We start from the raw sequence: 22,850 nt of genomic DNA, 5'->3' as shown, positions 1-22,850 counted from the left end.
CCCATGGCAGCGAGGAATAACAACTACGGTTGTTTCCCTTGCATCTATGGCAAATACACTAACAAATGATTTATGAGAAATAACAATACAATGAATAAAAAATGGAAAGTTAGGTTTGGGAACAATTCTCCCCGCTTACTCCTGTTTTTGTTTTTCATGGCCACCCTATCTGCCAGTGCACAAACAAAGACAATTACCGGTACCACCAAAGATGCCGATGGGATAGAACTTCCGGGAGTAAACATCATTGAAAAAGGGACCTTTAACGGTGTTGTTTCCGATATAGATGGTAATTATTCGATACAACTCAAGAATGATGAATCAGCCACATTATTATTTAGCTACATCGGCTTTAAAACGATAGAGGTACCGGTAGGAATCCAATCTACCATTAACGTAACCATGGAAAGTAACGCAGAACAACTTGAAGATGTGGTTGTTGTGGGTTACGGAAGTCAAAAGAAGGAGACGGTCGTTGGCTCCATCACACAGGCCAAAGGAGAAGAGCTGTTAAAAGCGGGCAGTGTAACCACCATATCAGAAGCCTTAACAGGACTTCTACCGGGCGTTACAACCATGCAAGCAGCGGGCCAGCCTGGGTCTACGGCCGCCAACATCTTGATTCGGGGCCGTTCTTCATGGACCGATAGCTCTCCCCTTTATATGGTAGATGGGGTTGAACGTGATTTCAATAATCTCGACCCAAATGAAATCGAGTCGATCTCGGTATTAAAAGATGCTTCCGCCACTGCGGTTTACGGTGTAAAAGCTGCGAACGGGGTTATCCTTATAACCACCAAACAAGGTCATATTGGAAAGCCCAAAATACAGTTTACCGCCAATGTAGGCATGAAATCACCTACCATCGACACCGATTACGCGGCCGATTATGCCACGAACTTGGAGTATTACAACCTTGCCCAACAAAATGACGGCAACTACGATAAGCTCGTTCCCCAGTTTTATATTGACCGATGGAGGGACCCTGCCTATGCGGACAACCCATATTACCAGTATACCTCCTTCATCAACTCATTGATGAAAACAGGCTATACCCACCAGTACAATTTAAATATCAGTGGCGGTAACGACCGTGTAAAATATTTTACTTCGTTCGGCTATAATTATGACGGGGATATTTTTGACCTGCAAAAACAACCGGAATTCGATCCTCGTACGTATCAGCATCGGTTTAACTACAGGACCAACCTAGATTTTAACTTCTCAAAATCTACACTGTTCAGTGTGAAGCTTTCCGGTGATATGACCAACTGGAACGGAAACTTCAACACTAAAAACACAAATGGGGGAATTGCAGGTAATGGCGGGTCAATTATGCAACGTATGTATTCCACAGCCTTGATCAACGCCCCGGCGGTATACGAAAATGGCAGGTTGGGATACGATTACAACAACTCCATCAATGTCAATTACCTAGGAATGATGGAACGCGAAGGTTCCTATGGCAAAAAAAGCAACCGTCTTTTTACCGACTTCATTTTAAAGCAAGATTTGAGCGAGCATGTTTATCTGTCAGGAAAACTGTCTTATAACTATTATAGGAACTACCTATCAGAAATCAGCAAAAGATGGAACGACGCCCCTATTTATTACTACGTTCCCTCCTCCGATGGTTACAACCCTAATTTAGACGGTAACGGAAACGTCATACAAGAGCCCATTACCTTAGATGATTATGAAAACCCCGCAAAATTGGGTAACGAAGGTATAGATGGTTACAACAGTAGTATCTATTATGAATTAAACCTTAACTACAACCAAAGTTTTGGGGACCATAACGTTAGTGCCCTAGGCTTATTTCAGCGCAGAAAAGACAAATGGGGATCGAGCTTTCCCCACTTCGAAGAAGGTTGGGTAGGCCGAGTCACTTATGGCTATAAAAACAAGTACCTCTTTGAGTCTAATGGGGCGTACAACGGAAATGAAAACTTTGCTCCCGGAAAACGTTTTGGTTTTTTCCCATCCTTGGCCCTTGGTTGGGTAGTTTCGGAAGAAAATTTCGCCAAAAAGAACCTGTCATTTATAGATTTCTTCAAAATTAGGTACTCTTATGGAAAAATAGGCTCTGACAAAGGTTTGGGCGATAACAGGTTTGCCTACATCAGTTCGTACTCTAGTAATCAGATCCGAATGGCATATGGCTATGTTCCCAACATTACCGGAAACCAAAATGCGGACGGACTCTATATCTATTCGGAAGACGACCCACCAGTACTTGATGTTTCGTGGGAAACGGCAACCAAACAAAACCTTGGTTTTGAATTCAACGTATTGCGAAGCAGATTAAGAACAACGGTGGATCTGTTCAAGGAAGACCGCGAAGGTATCTTGATGCAAAGAAGAACGATTCCCAACTGGTACGGAAATGCCAATCCTTATGGAAATATAGGAAGGACCAAAAACCACGGTATCGATATTGAGTTGGAGTGGAACGATTATTACGAGAACGGTTTTTCATATTGGCTCAAGGGAAACCTTTCGATTACCGAGAACAGGATTGTCGAAAGAGACGACCCGGCCCCTACCCCCGACTATCAAAAAGAAGCGGGCAAACCCATTGGATGGACCAAGGGAATGTTAGGAACCGGCCTCGCGCAGAACTGGGACGATGCCTACGCATACACCCCTTCGGCCCTGCTTCCCAGTGGATACATACCAGGCGACCTTACGTATAACGACTACAACGCAGATGGTATCATCGATAAGAACGACCAAGTTTCAATAGGTGACCCTTCTTACGCCACCAAATCTTTTGCCTTCTCCTTTGGGCTTTCGTACAAAAACTGGAGTTTGACCAGCATGTTCAACGGTATGTACGGTATTTCGAAGCAACTATCCGCCAACTTCCTTTATGCTTATAACACCAACTCCAGTCTCGGGTTTATGTTAAAGAACAATGAGCAAAAAGATGCGTGGACACCGAACAATACCGATACCGACGTACCTGTACTGCACACCTCTGAAACGGACCACTATAAAGAAAGTAGCAACTACACGTATAGGAACAGCACCTTTGTAAGGCTGAGAAATGTGGAGTTAAAATACAGCTTGCCCAAATCATTCCTTGAAAAAATAGGGGGCTTTGACAACTTCGAATTTTATGTAAATGGAAACAACCTGTACACTTGGCAATATCTTCCGAGGTCCTTCGATCCCGAAGCCAATAAATTAGAGGTATACCCCATTACCAAAAGATACAACGTAGGCTTAAGGCTTTCATTTTAAATATGAGAAACATGAAAAAATATACTACAATACTTATTGTTTTATTCACATTTTCGCTAGGGATGGTTTCCTGCGAGGATTACTTGGATGCAGATCCAGAAATGGGAATAGACGGCGAGGTTGTCTATTCGGAATACTACAGTTACAAAGGGGCCGTAGACCGGGCCAACTGGCTGGTCATGAACTATGTGGCCACCTCATCTAACTGGGGGGCCTATGTAGGCGCCATGGGAGACGAACAACAAGCCGTAAAGGCAGATATGCCCGTTTATAAATCTATAAACCAAGGCCTATGGCAAGATTCGAATTGGAGGGATTTCGGAATGAATTTCAATTCTGAAACCAGCTATGGCTCCGACCCTTACTACAACTCCCCTGCCGGAAAGTCGCTGAAAGCGATCAGGGCTATGGGATTGGCCATCGAAAACATCGAGAAACTAACGGACTTCCCCGCTGAAGTTGGGGCCAGCCCAACAGAATTGAAAAATCAATTGTTGGGACAGGCACACGCACTTAGGGCTTGGCATATGTTCGAAGTGGTAAGACGCTACGGCGCCATAACCTTGGTCGACACCACTGGCGGAGAGCGCAAGACCTTCTCATCAGAGTTCAATTTTGACCAGGTCAAACCTACATTTCAACAATGTGCCGACCTTATTGCCGCCGATTGCGAAGATGCGGTGAAGTATTTGCCCAACCGATGGAAAGACCCTACAGATGTGGGGCGTTTAACCAAAGCTTCGGCCTATGCCATTGAAGCTATGGCCTATATGTACGCGGCAAGCCCCCTAATGAACACCGAAGGCGATGCCTTGCCCTTTGGCCAAGATTCGTACGACGAAACATATGCCAAAAAAGGAATCCAGGCCATGGTAAATGCACTAAAACTGGTCAATAGCGGTGCCACCCGATACAAACTTTACGACAAGGATAGCTATATGGAGAATTGGATGTCACAAGATAGGGCCATTAGTGACGAAGCCTTGTTCCAACCCGTTCCGACTAACTCCGATAACTGGAATCTACCTATGAACAGGAGCAATTCGGGAGTGGGATGGTTTCTTCCCCAACACGACGGAGGCTGGGCCGTATTTAACGTACCCACCCAAAATGCAGTGGATAAGTTCGAGACCATAAACGGATATCCCGTAGAGAATTTCTCTTCGGCCGATCCGTCGTTCGACCCGAAAAACCCCTATGACAACAGAGACCCTCGCTTGCGTTCTTTTATTTATTGTCCCGGTGACAAGATGTACCTGGCCGATCCAGGAGGGGACAACAACTCTACCTTCGAAAACCAAGCCTGGTCAAACCCGGGTGACGAGGGTTGGCACTACAAGTATTACCGAGGAAAAAGCCTCGTGTATACCGGTTACTTCGACGCAGGTAAATGGAGGAAATTAGGATACAACAAGTATGACAACAAATGGTCTCAAAACTATTACAGAATTTTTCCGCTAATACGTTTGGCCGATATGTATCTCGGCTTGGCAGAATTGGGCAATGAAGTATACGGGCCTTCCTCGAACATTCCGGAAGCCGTTGCCGCCGGTATCGATGTTACTACGGCCAGTCAGGCCATAAACAAAATTCGTAACCGGGTAGGCATGCCCGATGTGCGTTCTGAGTTTTTAACCGATAAAGGTACTTTTAGAGATCGTATAAGAAACGAATGGGCCGTAGAATTCTACGGAGAGTTCCGTCGCTGGAGGGATATTCGCAGATGGCGCATAGCCAAAAATCTATTGGCCGAAGGAATTTACGAGGCCAGTGTAACGAAGAATGCAGATGGCTCCTTTAGCTATACAAACAAGAAACTGGATGTTCCGAGGGTTTTTGAAGACAAGCATTATTGGTATCCCCTAGATATTAAATATGTGAACATGTTCGAATCATTTAAGCAAAACCCTGGTTGGTAACAATAAACAAGAATAAACTATGAAACAATATATATTGACACTATCATGCGCCTTGCTCTGTCTATTTTACATAGACGGGGTCATTGCCCAAGATGGAACGGGTAGTACAAAACAAGACACCCTTTTGCTCCCATTCTATAAAGTGTCCGAAAATAGGCTTGTAGGGGCAATAGACGTAATTACAAGCGAAGAGTTGCTGCATTCAGGATATCCTAGCTTACAGGCCGCTATAGAAGGGCAAGTGCCGGGCTTTACATTAGGCCGCGTAAGAGGCAGGTCGAGAGGCGGTAACAATGACGGGCCACTAGTGGTCATTGACGGACTTTCCAACCGATTCCTGAGCTCCCTGCAACTCGAAGAAGTGGATATGATCTACATCCTTAAGGATGCCACGGCCAAAATGTTATATGGCAGCAGGGGAGCTAACGGTGTGGTAGTCATAAAGACGAAAAGAGGAAAAAATGCCGAGAAAAAAATCTCCTTACTCGTAGAATCGGGTATACGAAGCGCCGGTAGCTACCCTGAGTTTGTCGACGCCCGAAATTACATGAAGTATCGTAACCAAGCCCTCAGAAATGATGGCAAGGACATTTTATTTTCCAATAACGATATTGCATTGGCCGGTAAAGATTATAAACATCCTGATGTCGACTATTACGATATGTTCGTCAACGATGCGAAGAATTACAAAAATGTCAATGCCCAGCTGCTCGGCGGGGACGAAAAAACCCAGTATTTTTTCAACCTCGGTTATGTAGGTGAAGACGGTATTGCCAAAGTTGGCGAAAAAGGCAGGAACAACGCCTTGAACGTAAGAAGCAACCTAGATTATAAGATCAATGATATCATTTCCGTCAATCTAGATATTTCGGGGCGTTTCTTTACAGAAAACGGAAGCCACGTCAGTGACAATAAACTCTTTAACCAACTATCCACCACAAAACCGACCGATTACCCTATCTTCATTAGTGCACGGGCCGACGTAGATTCATTGGGAACATCGGACATAGTGAACGGAAAGAACCTTTATGGCGACTTGGCCTATTCCGGTTATCAGAGGCGTACCACCTCTATTGCCCAGACCAACATAGGAATGAACTTTGATTTAAATAGATATATCAAGGGACTAAAAGCCAGGGCCTATGCTACCTTTGACATGAACAATTATATTGCCGAAGGGAAAACGCTTACCTATCGTACGCTAAAACCTGCATTGACAGCGACCCAGCAAGACACCCTTATCGTAAACGGTGTCTATAACCCAAAAGGTAACGAGCAACGCTTAGGCGATTCGTATTACAGAAACCTAGGAGGCGGCGCTTATATCGACTATGATCGGATTTTTGGAAAACATGCCATAAACGCGACCCTGAACTATCTCGTCGACAATAAGACCGTAAAAACCGCCGCTGCCGTTATGGAAACGGTCCAAGATGACAAGAGTATGAACTTCGGCCTAAGGCTGAACTATGCCTATCAAGACAAGTACATTGCAGAGATAACCTCTTCCTATATGGGATCTACAAGGTTCAACAAAGACAACCGTTGGAAATTGTTCAATGCCTTTGGCGTGTCTTATGTCGTATCCGAAGAGAATTTTATGGACAATGTGGGCGCTATCGATTACTTAAAACTTAAGGCATCGTACGGTAAAATCGGCTATGACCAATCGTTTCCATATTTATTGTACAACGACTACTACCAATACTGGTCGGGGAGTTATTCGACCGGGGTCAAAAACTCCGAATCATTGGTAGGCACCCAATATGTACAGGCCGGAAACCCTAATTTAACCTATGAGACCTCTACGGAACTAAACATAGGCCTTACTACCCGAATGTTCGGGAACAGGTTTAGCTTAGATGCCGAATTCTTTACGGAAAAGCGAGAAGGCATGCCGACTACCATAAACTACGCATTTCCAAAACTGGCCGGCACCCCTAACATCGTAGCCAATTACAATGCAATTGACAACAAGGGTTTTGAAGTAGCTGCAAAATGGGGAGACCAACTGGGAGATTTTGGCTACTCCATTGGGGGTAACTTTACCCATTATATTTCTAAATGGGCCAAGTACGACGAACTAAACGATTTTTCGTTCCAAAATACGGTAGGCCAAGATACCGATGCCATCTGGGGCTATGTCGCCGACGGGTTTTACACCAGTGCCGACGATATCGCAAACTATGGTGCCGAAAACGGAACCCCATTGACTTCTAGTCTGGGGCCTATAATACCTGGCGACCTTAAATTTAAAAACCTATCCAATTCAGACTCCGAATATTCCTATGACGATAACGTCATCAACAACTATGACAAGACCGTTATAGGCAATAGCACACCGCGTTATGTGTATTCGATGGTCCTTAACCTTCAGTATAAAAAGTTCAGCTTTTATGCTAGAGGACAGGGCGTCGGCGGCTTCGATAGAATGAATGCATGGTCTTCCTATTATACCAATAAAGGGGATGCCAAATATTCGAGGTTCGTTTACGATGCGGCCGTTCCGACCTTTGACAGTGAAGGCAATGCCGTTGGTTTGGCAAATAACAACTATACCCTGCCCCGGCTTACGAGTGAAAATTCGGCCCACAGTTATAATAGCTCTACCTTCTTTTTAAAGAACACCTATTATTTCAAGCTAAACAATGTGGAACTGAACTATAAATTTCCAGATGCCGTTCCCGCTTCTATTGCAGCCCAAGACCTGAATATTTTCGTAAAAGCGGACGACCTTATGACCTTCCGCAGCGACTGGGCCCTAGATGCCCAATCGCCTAATTCCGGTTTAAGCTATGCACCGAGATATACGACCGTCTCTTTAGGTGTGAAAATAGGTTTCTAAATGAAAATGAATAAAAAAAATTATCTAAAGATGAAAAACATACGGAACAATATATTGCCGCTCATACTGCTTACCGTACTGGTTGGTTGTAGCGACTACTTTGAGCCAAACTTCAACAATAACTTGAGCGAAGAAGCAGTATTGGATTACGAATTGAACCCCGAGTACGTTGAAGGTTTATATGTACCGGCTTATGGGGCAATTCCTGGAAGTTACACCACTTTTTCAGGTGACTTTCTAGATTGCGCCACAGACAATGCGGTTTCCAACAACTATAACTCCACCGCTTGGAAAATGCATACGGTTTCCAATTTCTTTACCTCTGGTAATTATCCCATTTACACATGGAGCAATAACTACAGGTATATAAAAAGTATCTACAAGTTTCTTTCCGTAGGCTTGAACGAAGACATCGTATACCGCAACTCCAATGAGGACAGAAATATCCAGATAAAAAAGAGAATGGAAGGAGAGGCCCACTTTCTGTTGGCCCTAAATTATTTCCAGCTCTTACGCGATTATGCCGGGCCCGTAGATGGTGAAATCATGGGAGTCCCAATTGTAGACAAGGTAATTACGGAAGAAGAGGCCCTAGGGTTAAAAAGGGCGTCATACGCCGAATGTGTAGAATTTATAGTAGCGCATATCGACACCGCATTAACTTCCGGTCTTCTCCCCGAGTATTCCGACGAGTACGTTAATTCACATCCCGACGACAACCTTCAGTCTACCATTTATGGCGACGGACTGGCAGGCCTGCCCACAACGGTAGCCTGTAACGCCTTGAAATCGCGCTTACTGCTCTATGCCGCAAGCCCTGCCTTTTCAGGAGGCAATTCAGCTCAGGCCACGGACTATTACACCCGGTCGGCAAAGGCCGCCAAAAAGGTTATCGATGCCATTGGAGACCTGCCCGACATCTATCATCCGGAAACCATCGATGACGATTACTTCACAAAGGTCGACGCCAACCCTGAATTGATCTTAAGGAGGGCCAGCCAAACGAAAACTTGGGAGCAAGATAATTACCCCCCTTCATTGGGGCTATCGGTCAAAGGCTCGACAAATCCCAGCCAGAACCTTGTAGATGCATTTCCTATGAGCAATGGCTATCCCATAACCGATACGTCAAACTCAGGCTACAGCGAAGATATGCCCTACGAAGGCAGGGACCCCCGATTTTATATGACCATTATTTATAACAATGCGGAATTCCACGACACCAATATTGAAATGTGGGACGGGGGCAATACCGCTGTAGGTGCCGCTAATATTTCAGACGATTCGCGGGTTTCGCGTACCAACTATTATTTGAGAAAATGGATGACCGAAAAACCAAGTTTTATTACCGGTGTCAGCTCTGAAACCCCTTGGCATTTTACGGCCATGTTCCGCGCGGTAGAAGCCTATCTCAATTTTGCGGAAGCTGCCAACAATGCGGTCGGCCCCGATGTAATGGTCGATGGCCTTTCGGCCAGACAGGCATTAAGGCTCGTTCGTAACCGCGCCGGAATTCCTACGGACGGGGACGCTTCTATAGGCAGTGACCCCTATTTGGCAAGTTTGGCCGACCTCACCCCCCTTATTAAAAATGAAAGACGCATAGAACTCTGTTTCGAGGGACATCGTTTTTACGACCTCAGAAGATGGGGAGACGATCTGAACACAACGGTAAAAAAATCGGAAGTTTCCACTGATGATAATGGAAGTACATTCGAATATAACTTTAATGAGAACGTCTACCCGAACCAAGTTTCATTTCCAGAGTACATGAGATATGGGGCCATACCTCGAAGTGAGATCCTAACAAGCTCCAATTTGAAACAAAATGATGGTTGGAAATAATTCAAAAACGAACAAAATGAAAAAGATTACCATACTTCCGTTACTTCTTGCTTTTTTGATGACTGCTTGTTATGACGAATACCAAACAGATTTTGAAAGTACAGCGGCCTATTTTGCCAATCAATACCCAGTACGCACCCTTATCCTCGATCCGGGGTCAGATACCTTTGAAATCAATGTAGGAGCTACCTATGGAGGCAAATATTCTTATGACGGGGCCTCGGTAACCCTCAACTATACCATTGCCGATACCTTGATAACCAACAATACGGAATATACGGATATGGGGATCAAGGTAATGCCACCTTCATGGTACACCTTATCAGACCCCTCTACGATCAATATTGTGGATTCAAACGTAGGTTTTGTAAATGTGACCATTAAAAGGGACTCTTTAGTGAAATATCCGGCCGGGGCCCAGAACACCTATGCCATTCCCTTCCTATTGACCGGGGGGACCACCGATTCCATTCTTGACAGCAAGAAGTTTTCTATCGTTGCCGTGAAATTCAAGAACGAATTTGACGGAAGGTACTATGTTAAGGGCAAAGACGACGAGCTGAACCAAGACGGTTCGGTCGCTTCGAGCATTGCATACAATAATCCCGCATTGGTATTGAACAAATTCATCTTCCTCACTACCAAGGAACGTGATATGCTTTCCGTACCACGTGTAGGCGACAATGAAAGTGGCAGTGATTTTATGTACGATTTAAAATTCCGCCCATCCGATGGCAGTGCCATCCTATCGGCCGACCCGAACTCCGAAATTACCGAGTTGGTAGGTTCGGCCCAATACGACCATGATAGCCAATCGTTTATCTGCAAATACAATTACCGATATAACGACGCCGAGCACAGTGTAATCGATACCCTGATTTACGCGAATACAGAAATAAAGATGGAAAGTTGGAAATAATCACATCATTTAAAAGATAACGAGATGAAGAAAATAATATACTTTTTAATATCGGTGTTTTTTGTCTTTTCCGCTCCTTCTTGCGAGCAAGAAGATTATAGCGATATAAACATTACACATGATACGGAAGAGAAGGTCACCAAGGAATTTGTTGGTGATTTAGATTCCCAGATCATTATAAAAGACATGGATGGGACCCTGGTCAATGAAATTGACATGGGCAAAACCTTTTTTGTTATTGATAACACCGAAGGAAATTCAGATACCAGTGAATGGGTCATTACCAAGGGCGATGAAACCATAACGTCTACGGAACAGATGGTCCGACTAAATTTTTCCAATCCGGGAGTGGCCACGGTAAAGCTTACCTCTACCCGCTCTTCGGATGGAAAAACGACAAGTTCGGAAACCACGGTAACGATCAATAGCGTTCCCGTCAAAAGCAGCTTTATTACCGATCCTGTCGCCGATGCCGAAACCGTGGCTATCTATACCAGTAACAGCATAAGCTTTACAGACACCTCGGAAGGTTCGCCTACCCAATTCAATTGGGTTTTCGAAGGCCCCGAAACCTTGACCTCTACGGAACAAAACCCGGTAATGACCTTTATGGAACCCGGCATCTACAATGTGACCCTAACGGCCACACGCGACGATGGGGATGAAGGGATTTCAGAAGATACCATTGAAAAAATCGGATTTATTAAAGTAGAGCAATTGGTAGTAGAATTGATTCGAGCCGTGGCTACGGACAGTAAGATAGAACTTCAGTTCACGCAGCCCATAGCTCAAGATATTCCTGCCGGAGCAAGCAGTGAATTCGCGATTACCATCAATACGAAAAACGGTGCAATTTTAACTCCGGATATCGTATCGATCGAAGCCACAGGGGAAAAAACCGTTGAATTGGTCTTTGGCGACAAAATGTACAGTGATGACGAGGTACTTATTTCATTCAACCCTACCGGAATCTTAAAAGACGCTACCGGAAACTATGTTCCGGAAATGATTACGGACGAACCCTGTGTTTACGGTCATAACCTATGGAGCGGAACGGATACGGAAGATGAATCGAAATTTGCACTTTCTACCAATAGCAGTGGATCTGGCTTCTTTAAATTTGTAGACGAAAACTCTCCAGAGCTTCCTATGGAACCTTACCAAGGTCGCAGCTGTATCGGATTCATCAGGGGCGATGACAAAATCGGCCTGAGCGTTATGCAAGGTTACACCGTTGCCGAGGGCGATGTGGTGGTTCTGGCGTATGAGGGCAAGCGTATAGAAAACGTCGCCGGCGCCCTGGAACGCAGGATGTCTGCAACAATGGCCAGTGGAGGCAACGATGCCAACGGTAACTGGTCAAGCGCCAACAGCAATGGTGGGGACAACGAATGGATCACGGTCACCAAGACCATCAATGTGAGCGCAGATACCAAAGGGGTTACGGGCGAATTGTTTTTGACCTTTTTCCGCTACGGGGGCAACTCTGACACCGCCGCCCTATGGATCGACAACCTAAGGATCTACAAACCGAATCCCCGTCCTTAAAACATCGATATCACTTTGATACACAGAAAAAATCCGGCAGCCCAAAAGCTCGCCGGATTTTTTTATACCCCCTTCTTTTGAAAGCCGTCCACTACCGTATCCCGCGATTAAGGAAACAACCCGAAGCACACATTCCATGGGCCCCGCAAGGCACTGGGAAGGGAAATCAATACGGTGAAACCGCTTGGCTCTCTTCATGGCTATAAACCAACAGGATCATCTCACCCCAAAAAACGAAATAAAGGCAGAGGCCCTGTTCGGAATTCGATGCATAATGATGTACATTGCACCGATTTTATGAAGTGCTACACGATATAAAAGCCCATTTTACGTATTGAAACTTAAGAGCAAAAAGAAACTAGTAAGCTACCTCAACATCTTAGACCAACCCGTAAGGTTCAACCCCTTCGTTTTTAGTCGTACATTTTTGTTGTGGGCCTTTCTTGGGTTGATAGGCGGAACCATTGCGGGGGCGTATTGGATCACACTCGAGTTTTTGACCCACCAATTCGCTTTTTTCACTGGCTGGCAAGTGATTCCCGTTATGGCGATTTGCGGACTTTTGGCGGGTTTGGTGATCCACTTTATCGGAGACCCGGGAGAAATCCATTTGATAGTGAACAACATTCGGTTTAACAAAGGCAAGCTTGATCCGAAGAACAATCCTTCAATGGTGCTGTCGTCCTTATTGTGCGTGGCATCGGGCGGAAGTCTCGGTCCTGAAGCCCCATTGGTACAGATAACGGGTTCGACGGGCACTTGGATCGGAAAAATCTTCCGGCTTAAGGGCGAAGAATTACGCTCATTAAGTATCGCAGGCATGGCTTCGGGTTTTACGGCCTTGTTCGGGGCCCCTTTGGGCGGTAGTCTGTTTTCCTTGGAAATACTCCACCACAAGCACGCGGTAGAATATTACAAAGCTATAATTCCCGCCTTTGTCGCAAGTTGCTTTAGCTATTTGATTTTTGCCCTGATCGTCCATTTAGGATTGGGCCCTATATGGGATTTATCCGCCTATGAATATTCGGGGATTTTCGATTTCGGCTATGCCGTTCTCTTTGCCATAATCGGGGCGTGTTTTGGCTGGGGCTTTATTTTCTGTACCAAATTTTTCAAATCGGTTTTCGAGAAAAGACCCATTCCCATTTACATTAAAACGATGATCGGCGGCCTTTTGCTCGGAACCATCGCCTTTTACCTTCCGATCACCCGATACTTCGGGCATCACGAGATTAACGCACTGATTGCCGGCGATTTTCCCTTGACGGTATTGATGGCCATATTGGTGTTTAAACTAGTGGCCATTTCAATTACCGTAACATCAGGTTGGAGGGGCGGATTTATTATTCCGCTGTTTTTCGTCGGGGCGACCTTAGGATTGATTATCTACCAATTGTTTCCAACGGTCAACCTAACATTGGCCATTGTCAGCTGTATGGCCGCCATTAATGCCTGTGTAACCCGAACCCCGATGAGCACGACCATCTTGCTCGCTACCTTGACCGGCTTCGGACATTTTATCCCCATATTGTTTGCAAGCTTGACCGGTTATTTTTTAGCCCCAAGAATACCTTTTATAGGGGCGCAAATGGAAAATAAGGAGGACGCATAGGAAAACCATCCTCACAGCATAAAAAGCCCTTAGGCGGCTAGGCTGTATGCTATGGAAGCCTCGCTCTCGACAGACATACTTACTTCATCATAAAAATTTAAAAACCCTACTACCCCACCCATCTTTTAGAAAATGGGACCGATTTAAGACACATTCAGTTCCTTTTGGGACACAGTTCTACTAGAACAACTGAAATTTACACCCATGTGACGAACCGATCGCTTATGAACATTAAGGATTTATTACCCTAGTCCTTTTAAGTAGGATAGCATCAATAACTATATCTTATTGTTGTGCTTAAGTTGGAACGATTCTTGTGTCGATTAACCTATGATTAAATTAACACATCTTTTCTTCTTATTTTTCTCTGTATTAAGTTTCTCCCAGGAAAAACTAATTTCTGAATCTGACCTAGTTGGATACTGGACTTTTGAAGAGACTATAAAAGAAAATGATACTAATATTACAATTTACAAACGTTGTAATGTTAGTAAAAGATGTAGTAATACTAGGAAAATAAATACCACAATAAGATTCATGCCAAACGGAGAGTATCGCATATCGCATAGTTTAGGAAGAGGATACGGAAGATGTGGCAATGTAAATCGACCAAAAAATGTAGTCGGATACTATAAAATGGACCCTGAATTACAAAAAATAACACTAGAAAGTTATGATACTGACCCAATCAAAAACTGGGAAATTGTATGGATTGACGAAATCTCATTAGGTGTAAAAAAAAACTAAGCACACAACCTATAAACAATACGGGCTTTGGGCTTAATCCCAGAGTTTGTGTATTTTTATGAAGTCCGCAATCCCGATAGCCATCGGGATGGAATTTTGCCTTAAACAATAAAAGAAAAAACAAAACCAGAAGATTTTGCTATGTGCTTGTAGGAAAGCAATGCCAACGCACCAACTTGCCCCCTACTGTCGCAGACGACGCGCCCCATTCTGTTCATAGCTAAATTCTTAGCAATAATTTTGACAAATAATGAGTGAATTAATTAACAAAATAAACGAAAGTGTAGTAAATCTCTCAAAATCTGAGCAAAAGGAAATTTTGAAATTTTCAAAACGGCTAGAATCTTATGTTCACGTTCCTACAAACAAAAAAGAATTTGAGCGAATGATTTCTTTTGCATCTAATGATTTTTTAGTAAACTTTGTTTTAAAGGTATTAGATGATTACGAATATCCTGAAGAAAGTAAATATCCGTTTGATATAGTTTCTTATTGGTATAGCATATGTTTATTGGCCTTATCTAATATAGAAGAGGCAAGGAAATTCCCTATAAATTTAGGAAATCAATTTCTTAAAACAGAACACAATGATTTATTTCTATTTAGGCGAATACTGGAGTTTATTAAAGATCCAGCCTACGAACCATTGACTAAAGATATTGAAAACTACTTCTTATCTAAGCAAAATGAGTTAGAATCATACAAATGGGCAAAGGAAATAGGGCTAGAATTACCAAGCGACAATAATTGGGCTTTGTTTTTTGAAATATCTACAGATGGAAAATTCCGATTTGGTAATGATTTGACAGATAAAGAAAAAGAAAATCGTTTAAGAATAACCACCTCAGTTTATCCACTCCGAGACAAAAAATGTTGGGAGATTGAACTAAAAAATTGGAATAAAACTATTTCTGCTTGGTGGCCAACACTTTCAAAAAATGAAATCAAACTTGAAAAAAAACGAAAGAATTATACTCTTAAAACAGAACCCTCTTTAAGAGGTTTAAAAGAAGTTATTCAGGAAATAGAAAGCGCATTAGATATTAAACTTGAAAGAACTATATATAGTAAACAGTTTAAAGGTAAAATTAAAAATAAAAATGCTGTTCAGAAATGGCTTATGGAGAAATAAACTATTGCCTACACAAGTAACCGTTGCGCAAGCCATTGATAAGCAAAAAAGCGAATTCATATAAGCCCCTTCAAGGGGCTTTTTTTATGTCGGGTCAGAATCGAGGCAGCAAATTTCGATGCTTTATGCAAGTCCCGAACAAGTATTGAAGCGCACTTTTTTCCAAGGCTGCCAAATCAAGCCGTCCCGCCCCGCTTTTCGCACGTTTTTCCGTGAATTTCAGGTACTTTTTAAGATTATAGGCTATGGCCGTGAGGTGTATCACCTTTACTGGCCTTGTAAGCTAAAAAAAATCACAATACCCGAGAAGAATTTAATCGATTTCATTCTCAATGTTTAATTTACAAATTGCTATTTGCTTTTTTACTGCTTTTAATTCTTTCATTTTTTCATCTATTTGCTCCAATTTTTTATTTAAAACATCAATTTTTGCGGTTTTACTTAACTGCTTCTTATACCAAGCATCAACAACCTCTTTTATTTCGGCCAAGGTGAAACCTACCGCTTTCGCCATTTGTATAAACCTAAGTTTTTCAATCGTTTCTTCATTATAATAGACATAATTGTTAGTAGTTACTTCTTTTTTTGTTTGACCACTAATTAGTCCGCTTTTTTCGTAAAAACGAATTGTTCCTATGGGAATTCCTGTTTCCTTGGAAATTTGACTTATCAATTTCATTGTCATAATATTTTAAAAAAACCAAACTATGTAGTATACTGTATACTTTTTAGTTACAAAATTAGTGTTTATTTTCGTATTTGAAAACAGAGGATATCAGTAATAAATAACAAATTCGGAATGAAATACACAGACGAAGAACTTATAAAGCTAGTACCAAACTTTACAAATAACTATATAGAAGTGAATGGTACAAGATTACATTATGTGAAAGGCGGTCAAGGTGAACCATTAATTTTAATTCCAGGTTATCCCGAAACTTGGTGGGCTTACCATAAAGTAATGCCCATCTTGGCCGAAAAATATTGTGTTATTGTCGTAGAAATGCGAGGAATGGGCAGTTCTGCTAAACCAGCAGACGGTTATGAAAAAAAGAATATGGCAAAAGACATTTTCGAGCTTACAAAGCTATTGGGATATGAAAAAGTGAACATTGGAGGACACGACATTGGTGCCCACGTAGCTTTTAGTTTTGCAACAAATTTTCAAGAATCAACCTCTAAACTGATAATGTTAGACACACCGCATCCCGACCCAGGAATGTACCATTTACCAATGTTACCTATTTTAGGAGCAAATCACGTTTATCCTTGGTGGCTATCATTTAACCAAGTAAAAGAACTTCCAGAACAACTACTTGAAGGACGAATGAATATCATTATCGAATGGTTATTTAAAAATTTACTTGTTGAACAAAATAGTATGAATGATTTTGATAAAGAAGTTTATGCCTTCGCCTATAACAGCAAAGATGCAATCCGCGCCTCAAATGCTTGGTATCAATCTTTCCCACAAGACATTGAAGACAGTAAAACGTACGAAAAACTAAACATACCCGTACTTGGTATTGGCGGTAGTGGATATGAGATCTTACAAATGTCGTTAACAAACGCTACTTCTGCCTTACAACTCAAAAAAATAGAAGATTGCGGACACTTCGTTCTTGCTGAAAAGCCCAATGAAACGGCAAAGTTTATCTCTGACTTTTTGGAATAATTAACGCACAAGGATATAAATTTGAAACAAACATAAATTTTATGGCCCCATAAAACGCAAATAGAAATATCCCCACTCGAATACTCGGCCATTTTAGAGACCTATGTCCTCAATTTTTTCAGGTTTACAGCAAACTCTTAATGCATTACCCTACAAATTGGCGCCGATCGATTTTATTCAGGCCCAAATGTTGCGGCAAAGGATTTTCCAACAAGTTTATGTATAGCCCCAAATCAAGCCAAACTGTTGCTATGGTGGCCTTTATTCTTCAGTTGTATAACAAATTTAAACGTACCTTTGTGATCAAATGCAAGAAAACAGACTTTCAGATTGGTTACCAACAACGAACAAAGAAGTAAAAATTCGTGGTTGGGAGGAATTAGATGTTATTCTATTTAGCGGAGACGCCTATGTAGACCATCCTTCATTCGGACCCGCCGTTATTGGTCGTATTTTGGAAAGCTATGGATTAAGGGTAGCCATTGTTCCGCAACCGAATGTGAACGATGATTTGCAAGATTTTACAAAATTAGGGACGCCAAAATTATTTTTTGGAGTTACTGGTGGGTGTATGGACCCCATGGTGAGCAACTATACCGCTAGTAAAAAACGTAGGGATAAAGATGCCTATACCCCAAATGGTGATAAAGGATTTCGACCAGATTACGCCACATCGGTTTATTCGAATATTTTAAAAGATAAATTCCCCGATGTTCCTGTTTTAATCGGGGGTATTGAAGCTTCCCTACGCCGTGTTACACACTATGATTATTGGAGCGATAAATTGTTGCCCACTATTTTAGAAACCTCTAAAGCAGATATGTTGGTGTACGGTATGGGGGAACAACCCCTGCGGGAAGTTGTGGAGCTCTTGCAAAAAGGCGTGCCTTTCTCGAGTTTAAAAACCATAAAACAAACCGCTTTTTTAATTGATAAGGATGAAGCTACCCCTAAAAACAAAAATTGGGAAGATGTAGAAATTCATTCGCACGAAGTCTGTTTAAAGGATAAGAAAAAATTCGCCTCCAACTTTAAGGTCATAGAGCAAGAATCGAACAAACTTAAGGCAAGAAGAATTTTTCAAGGCGTAAAGGATAGAATATTGGTGATAAATCCACCATACCCGACAATGACCGAAAAGGAAATTGATGCCTCTTTTGATTTACCCTATACTCGGTTGCCGCATCCAAAATACAATAAACGTGGGCCAATTCCTGCGTTTGAAATGATCAAGACTTCCATTAACATTCATCGCGGTTGTTTTGGAGGTTGCAGTTTTTGTACGATTTCGGCACACCAAGGAAAATTTATTGCCAGTAGAAGTGAAGAATCTATTTTAAAGGAAGTCGACAAAGTCGCCAACATGCCCGATTTTAAAGGCTACTTATCAGATATTGGAGGTCCGTCGGCCAATATGTACAAGATGAAAGGGAAGGTACAGTCCATTTGCGATAAATGCGTGGCGCCTTCTTGTATTTCCCCTGTCATTTGCAGTAATCTAGATACCTCTCACAAGCCGCTAACCAAGTTATATCAAGCCGTAGATAAACATCCTAAAATAAAAAAATCATTTATCGGAAGTGGTATTCGTCACGATATGTTAGTGCCCGAATTCAATAAAAATGCGGACCCTAAAGAATTAGACGATTATACGGAAGAGGTAATGACAAAGCATATTTCGGGGCGTTTAAAAGTGGCTCCGGAACATACGTCCGATCCCGTATTAAAACTGATGCGTAAACCTTCCTTTCAATACTTTCATAAGTTTAAAGAGCGTTTTGATAGAATCAATATAAAGAAGAACCTGAAGCTTCAGTTGATTCCTTATTTTATTTCAAATCACCCGGCTTGCGAAGTAGAGGATATGGCCAATCTTGCTGCTGAAACAAAAAATATGGGTTTTCAGTTAGAACAAGTACAAGGTTTTACGCCAACACCAATGACGGTTGCCACCGTTATTTATTATAGTGGCTTCCATCCTTACACCCTAAAACCGACCAAGACTCCAAAAACAAAACAAGAAAAGGATGAACAGCATCGCTTCTTCTTTTGGTATAAAAGGGAAAACAAAGGTTGGATCAGAAATACCTTGAATAAATTAGGCAGAAAAGATCTGGTAGAAGCATTAGTGCCCGAAAAAGAAAATGATTCTTGGAAAAGCATTAAACCCAAGAAAGTTAAAAATACCTTTAACGATGCCATTCCTGCAAGTCATTCACGCCCAAAAAACAAGCGTAAATCTAAAAATAAGAGACGTTAAAACGTCTCCTACCCCATTTGAAAATTGAAAAGTAAAACTTCCAATGCCCGAACTTGATGTCATTCATGAAAACAAAGACTTTATTGTTGTAAACAAAGCTGCCGGACTAATAAGTGAAAAAAGTCCTTACGAGGCGGTCACAGTTGAGACCCAGGTTTTTAACCACCTTTTAAAACAACAGCGGAAGCCTTATCTCGGCATTATACATAGGTTAGATCGCGTTACAAGCGGCGTATTAATTCTTGCAAAGAAAAAGAGCATTCTTGTAGAATTCAATAACCTATTCAGCAGTCGTAAAGTTCAAAAAACCTATTTGGCAATTGTCAAGAATAAGCCGGCAAAGAACAAAGGGAAGCTGGTGAATTTTCTTGTAAAAAACAACCTAGAGAAAAGAGCGGATATCGTCCCGACAAAATCGAAAGACTCGCTGAACTGCTCGCTTTCCTATGTAGTTATAGACAAAAACGATTTCGGTTATCTCTTAGAAATTAAGCCCAAAACAGGTAGATTCCATCAAATAAGGGCACAATTGGCAAATTTAGGTCTTCCTATTATCGGAGATGAAAAGTATGGCTCAGATCAAAAATACTTGCCCCTATCCATTTGCCTTCATGCATGGAAAATAACCTATGAAAACTCAAGCTCCAAAGAATCCCACACCTTTGAAGCCCCTCTGCCCAATAATGATTTTTGGACATTCAAATCCATCTAACCGTATCGACCGTTTTAACTAGTACTATGGCGCAAATGAACTTTATTCGAACAGATTTCAGTAGGTTCGAATCTGCACAAGCAAAACGTTCTTACCCAAACGTATCACTACTTTTGCCAACAAAACGAAGTACAACAATGCTTAAAACAATTGCTCAATTTTTAGCCTAATGCAAGATCGGCGCCCGTTTATTGTGTCTGATTCCCTGCTAAAAACCCGGGTACATAAGCGTTGGCATTAATTTAAAAAAACGAACACAACAGATGATACAATGACTGAATATTTAAAATCTTTTAAACTTTTTTCAGACGAAGAAATAAATGAATTCTTAAGATTATCTCGCACAAGAAGACTAAAAAAAGGGGATTACTATATAACACAGAATGAAATTTGCGATTCACTGAGTTTTGTTAAAAACGGTATTTTTCGCTCCTTCTACTATTCAAACAAGGATGATGAAATCACTTATTGCTTTACATTTCCCAATAATCTATTAATGGCTTATTCTTCATTTATTTCAGAAAGCAAATCTGAGGAAAATATACAGTCTCTAACAGATGCAGAAATAATTTCAATATCAAAAGAAGATCTGGAACCCCTTACCGAATCAAATCGTAATTGGCTCAGTTTTTTAAAAATTATCGCAGAGAAGGAATATGTTGAGTTAGAAAAATGGATATTTAATCATCAAAAAGACAAAGCTCAACAACGCTATCTAGATTTAATAAATAAGCAACCAGAGTACATTCAGGAAATCCCACTTCATTATATTGCTTCGTATTTAGGCATAACCCAAAGACATTTAAGCCGAATAAGAGCTAATATTTCTTAATTGGACAAATGTCCTGCTCTCGAACTCTTGCCCCTATATAAGTTTGCATAAGATTTAATAATAAAACCAGTAATCGTATGAAAACAATAATTTTAATAGGAGCTAATGGAAAAATGGGGCAAGCCGCCCTAACAGGGTTGAGCAAACACAAAGTTATAACTGCCGGACGTTCTGCCGACAACTATGATTACAAAGTAGATATAACTAGCGAAAAATCGTTACGAAAACTATTTAAAGATGTAGGCCATTTTGATGCAGTTGTAAATACCGTTGGTGTCTGTGAATATGCAAATTTCACTGAAATGACGGAAGAACAATGGATGTCGACAATTTTAAGTAAGATGTTAGGACAGATTAACATTGTGCGTATTGGTCAAGAATACATTGCCGATAAAGGTTCTTTCACGTTAATTACGGGAATTTTAAACATTAAACCTATTCCTTTCGCAATTGCAGACGCTACAACAAGCGGGGCAATAGATACATTTGTTCAGTGTGTTGCCCACGAGATGCCACGAGGTATTCGAGTAAACTCGATCAACCCTACAGTTTTAGAAGAGGCTTGGGATGTATATGGGGAAATGATGCCCGGTTTTCAACCGGTTCCCGGAAACTTGGTAGGGAAAGCATTTGAACGTTCTGTAGATGGATTCATAACGGGGCAGGTACTTTACGTTGATGCATAAAACAACTACTGCCAACGATGTTTATGAGCAATAGCGGTTCAAGTACCAATTCGAACCGCTACCGCTCATATATCAGCCCGTTCGCAATAATTTGAAGGACGTATCAAAGCAAACTACCTTGCCCCAAGCCTTGCACCCCCAATTATCCTCCCTTAAAAAATACATTCGTACAAGCCCGTACCACATTTCACCATTTAGGCCTTGGAATAACACCGACCAAGAACTTCAAAGTTTTCGATTATTTGACCTAGGTCAAATAAATTCCTCCATTACCGCTTTAGCTTTGCATTTTAAATCACCTTAAAAAGCTGTACCTAAGCTCGCATTCTTGTAGGTTCGTTAAAATAGAATGGCGTAAAATACGTTTAACAACAAAACCCAACCTAATCCGGACTTTAGACCGAAACCGATAAGGTCTGTGTATAATTGCAATGTCGCTGGATCTTTTAGATTTAGCCTAGAACAAAAAATAAAACCAAAGCCTAAGCTTTAGCTTCGTGTGTAAACGGGAACCGGCCTGTGCTTCAACTCCCCTACCGCTGTTATCGAACGGCGGGGCTTCATACTATGCTCGGCTCAAACCTTGTGCGTCATACCAAGAAAATGGACGAAATATTCAGTCAAATAAAAATCTTTTTTGAGCAAAACCCGGCATACTCGTATTTACTCTTAACCCTTGTTTTTCTCATTTACGGAATCGGGAATTTCATGAACAAAGATTGGGCAACCAATCCCGCTAACAGTACTCAAAAATTGAACTATGAAACTTTTGGGCATAATGCCTTTAGATTTGGTAGAGGCTTGCTTTTTATACTGGGGGCTATCGCCGGCATATTCGGATTCTTATGGGCCATAGAGTAACTATATAAATC

Annotated in this window: 16 protein-coding genes and 1 pseudogene; 16 read left to right on the top strand and 1 reads right to left on the bottom strand. The window is 41.8% G+C overall.

What is annotated here, in order from left to right; translation table 11 throughout:
- Positions 1-72 precede the first annotated feature (72 nt).
- The 10 genes and pseudogenes from BW980_RS05545 (at position 73) to BW980_RS05500 (ending at position 15,813) form a co-directional block, all read left to right on the top strand.
- The gene (locus BW980_RS05545) at positions 73-3,246 is read left to right on the top strand and encodes a SusC/RagA family TonB-linked outer membrane protein (RefSeq protein ID WP_083690369.1); all 3,174 of its coding nucleotides are present in this window, start codon (positions 73-75) and stop codon (positions 3,244-3,246) included.
- 11 nt (positions 3,247-3,257) lie between these two features.
- The gene (locus tag BW980_RS05540) at positions 3,258-5,165 is read left to right on the top strand and encodes a RagB/SusD family nutrient uptake outer membrane protein (RefSeq protein ID WP_175609858.1); all 1,908 of its coding nucleotides are present in this window, start codon (positions 3,258-3,260) and stop codon (positions 5,163-5,165) included.
- A gap of 19 nt (positions 5,166-5,184) precedes the next feature.
- On the top strand, positions 5,185-8,010 hold the full coding sequence (locus BW980_RS05535) for a SusC/RagA family TonB-linked outer membrane protein (protein ID WP_083690368.1): 2,826 nt from the start codon (positions 5,185-5,187) through the stop codon (positions 8,008-8,010).
- 30 nt (positions 8,011-8,040) lie between these two features.
- The gene (locus tag BW980_RS05530) at positions 8,041-9,855 is read left to right on the top strand and encodes a RagB/SusD family nutrient uptake outer membrane protein (protein WP_175609857.1); all 1,815 of its coding nucleotides are present in this window, start codon (positions 8,041-8,043) and stop codon (positions 9,853-9,855) included.
- A gap of 16 nt (positions 9,856-9,871) precedes the next feature.
- Positions 9,872-10,774, top strand: a complete 903-nt coding sequence (locus tag BW980_RS05525; RefSeq protein WP_175609856.1) for a DUF1735 domain-containing protein — start codon at positions 9,872-9,874, stop codon at positions 10,772-10,774.
- Between the two features lie 24 nt (positions 10,775-10,798).
- Positions 10,799-12,322, top strand: a complete 1,524-nt coding sequence (locus tag BW980_RS05520) for a PKD domain-containing protein (RefSeq protein WP_076453960.1) — start codon at positions 10,799-10,801, stop codon at positions 12,320-12,322.
- 334 nt (positions 12,323-12,656) lie between these two features.
- A complete protein-coding gene (locus tag BW980_RS05515; RefSeq protein WP_076453959.1) occupies positions 12,657-13,934 on the top strand; it encodes a chloride channel protein in 1,278 nt (425 codons plus the stop codon).
- A gap of 110 nt (positions 13,935-14,044) precedes the next feature.
- Positions 14,045-14,185 (top strand): annotated as a pseudogene (locus BW980_RS05510) (tyrosine-type recombinase/integrase); the annotation flags it as partial.
- Between the two features lie 79 nt (positions 14,186-14,264).
- Positions 14,265-14,681 carry a hypothetical protein gene (locus BW980_RS05505; RefSeq protein WP_076453958.1) on the top strand — a complete coding sequence of 139 codons (417 nt, stop codon included), beginning with the start codon at positions 14,265-14,267 and terminating at the stop codon, positions 14,679-14,681.
- 250 nt (positions 14,682-14,931) lie between these two features.
- Positions 14,932-15,813 (top strand): hypothetical protein, encoded by an 882-nt coding sequence (locus BW980_RS05500; protein ID WP_076453957.1) that lies wholly within the window; start codon positions 14,932-14,934, stop codon positions 15,811-15,813.
- 313 nt (positions 15,814-16,126) lie between these two features.
- Here BW980_RS05500 and BW980_RS05495 read toward each other — a convergent pair whose 3' ends face one another.
- Positions 16,127-16,492: a MerR family transcriptional regulator gene (locus BW980_RS05495; RefSeq protein ID WP_076453956.1), complete on the bottom strand. Its 366-nt coding sequence runs from the start codon at positions 16,490-16,492 to the stop codon at positions 16,127-16,129.
- Positions 16,493-16,612: 120 nt separating this feature from the next.
- Here BW980_RS05495 and BW980_RS05490 point away from each other — a divergent pair, with 120 nt between their 5' ends.
- The 6 genes from BW980_RS05490 to BW980_RS05465 all read left to right on the top strand — a co-directional run bounded on the left by BW980_RS05490 (position 16,613) and on the right by BW980_RS05465 (position 22,839).
- Positions 16,613-17,488 (top strand): alpha/beta fold hydrolase, encoded by an 876-nt coding sequence (locus tag BW980_RS05490; protein ID WP_076453955.1) that lies wholly within the window; start codon positions 16,613-16,615, stop codon positions 17,486-17,488.
- Between the two features lie 307 nt (positions 17,489-17,795).
- The gene (locus tag BW980_RS05485) at positions 17,796-19,748 is read left to right on the top strand and encodes a YgiQ family radical SAM protein (RefSeq protein WP_076453954.1); all 1,953 of its coding nucleotides are present in this window, start codon (positions 17,796-17,798) and stop codon (positions 19,746-19,748) included.
- A gap of 43 nt (positions 19,749-19,791) precedes the next feature.
- Positions 19,792-20,460 (top strand): RluA family pseudouridine synthase, encoded by a 669-nt coding sequence (locus BW980_RS05480; RefSeq protein ID WP_076453953.1) that lies wholly within the window; start codon positions 19,792-19,794, stop codon positions 20,458-20,460.
- Between the two features lie 271 nt (positions 20,461-20,731).
- Positions 20,732-21,292: a Crp/Fnr family transcriptional regulator gene (locus BW980_RS05475; RefSeq protein WP_076453952.1), complete on the top strand. Its 561-nt coding sequence runs from the start codon at positions 20,732-20,734 to the stop codon at positions 21,290-21,292.
- A 77-nt stretch (positions 21,293-21,369) separates the two neighbouring features.
- A complete protein-coding gene (locus BW980_RS05470; protein WP_076453951.1) occupies positions 21,370-21,978 on the top strand; it encodes a short chain dehydrogenase in 609 nt (202 codons plus the stop codon).
- Between the two features lie 603 nt (positions 21,979-22,581).
- Complete coding sequence (locus BW980_RS05465; RefSeq protein ID WP_175609855.1) at positions 22,582-22,839, top strand: immunity 17 family protein; 258 nt, start codon at positions 22,582-22,584, stop codon at positions 22,837-22,839.
- Positions 22,840-22,850: the final 11 nt, after the last annotated feature.

This window comes from Zobellia uliginosa, from assembly GCF_900156625.1.
Lineage (GTDB): Bacteria > Bacteroidota > Bacteroidia > Flavobacteriales > Flavobacteriaceae > Zobellia > Zobellia uliginosa.
The sequence above is the reverse complement of the archived record's forward strand: the minus strand, read 5'-3'. Positions and strand labels throughout refer to the sequence as shown.

Coding starts and splice junctions, on each gene's coding strand:
- BW980_RS05545 (WP_083690369.1), top strand. CDS start 73: ATGAGAAATAACAATACAATGAATAAAAAATGGAAAGTTAGGTTTGGG.
- BW980_RS05540 (WP_175609858.1), top strand. CDS start 3,258: ATGAAAAAATATACTACAATACTTATTGTTTTATTCACATTTTCGCTA.
- BW980_RS05535 (WP_083690368.1), top strand. CDS start 5,185: ATGAAACAATATATATTGACACTATCATGCGCCTTGCTCTGTCTATTT.
- BW980_RS05530 (WP_175609857.1), top strand. CDS start 8,041: ATGAAAAACATACGGAACAATATATTGCCGCTCATACTGCTTACCGTA.
- BW980_RS05525 (WP_175609856.1), top strand. CDS start 9,872: ATGAAAAAGATTACCATACTTCCGTTACTTCTTGCTTTTTTGATGACT.
- BW980_RS05520 (WP_076453960.1), top strand. CDS start 10,799: ATGAAGAAAATAATATACTTTTTAATATCGGTGTTTTTTGTCTTTTCC.
- BW980_RS05505 (WP_076453958.1), top strand. CDS start 14,265: ATGATTAAATTAACACATCTTTTCTTCTTATTTTTCTCTGTATTAAGT.
- BW980_RS05500 (WP_076453957.1), top strand. CDS start 14,932: ATGAGTGAATTAATTAACAAAATAAACGAAAGTGTAGTAAATCTCTCA.
- BW980_RS05495 (WP_076453956.1), bottom strand. CDS start 16,492: ATGAAATTGATAAGTCAAATTTCCAAGGAAACAGGAATTCCCATAGGA.
- BW980_RS05490 (WP_076453955.1), top strand. CDS start 16,613: ATGAAATACACAGACGAAGAACTTATAAAGCTAGTACCAAACTTTACA.
- BW980_RS05485 (WP_076453954.1), top strand. CDS start 17,796: ATGCAAGAAAACAGACTTTCAGATTGGTTACCAACAACGAACAAAGAA.
- BW980_RS05480 (WP_076453953.1), top strand. CDS start 19,792: ATGCCCGAACTTGATGTCATTCATGAAAACAAAGACTTTATTGTTGTA.
- BW980_RS05475 (WP_076453952.1), top strand. CDS start 20,732: ATGACTGAATATTTAAAATCTTTTAAACTTTTTTCAGACGAAGAAATA.
- BW980_RS05470 (WP_076453951.1), top strand. CDS start 21,370: ATGAAAACAATAATTTTAATAGGAGCTAATGGAAAAATGGGGCAAGCC.
- BW980_RS05465 (WP_175609855.1), top strand. CDS start 22,582: ATGGACGAAATATTCAGTCAAATAAAAATCTTTTTTGAGCAAAACCCG.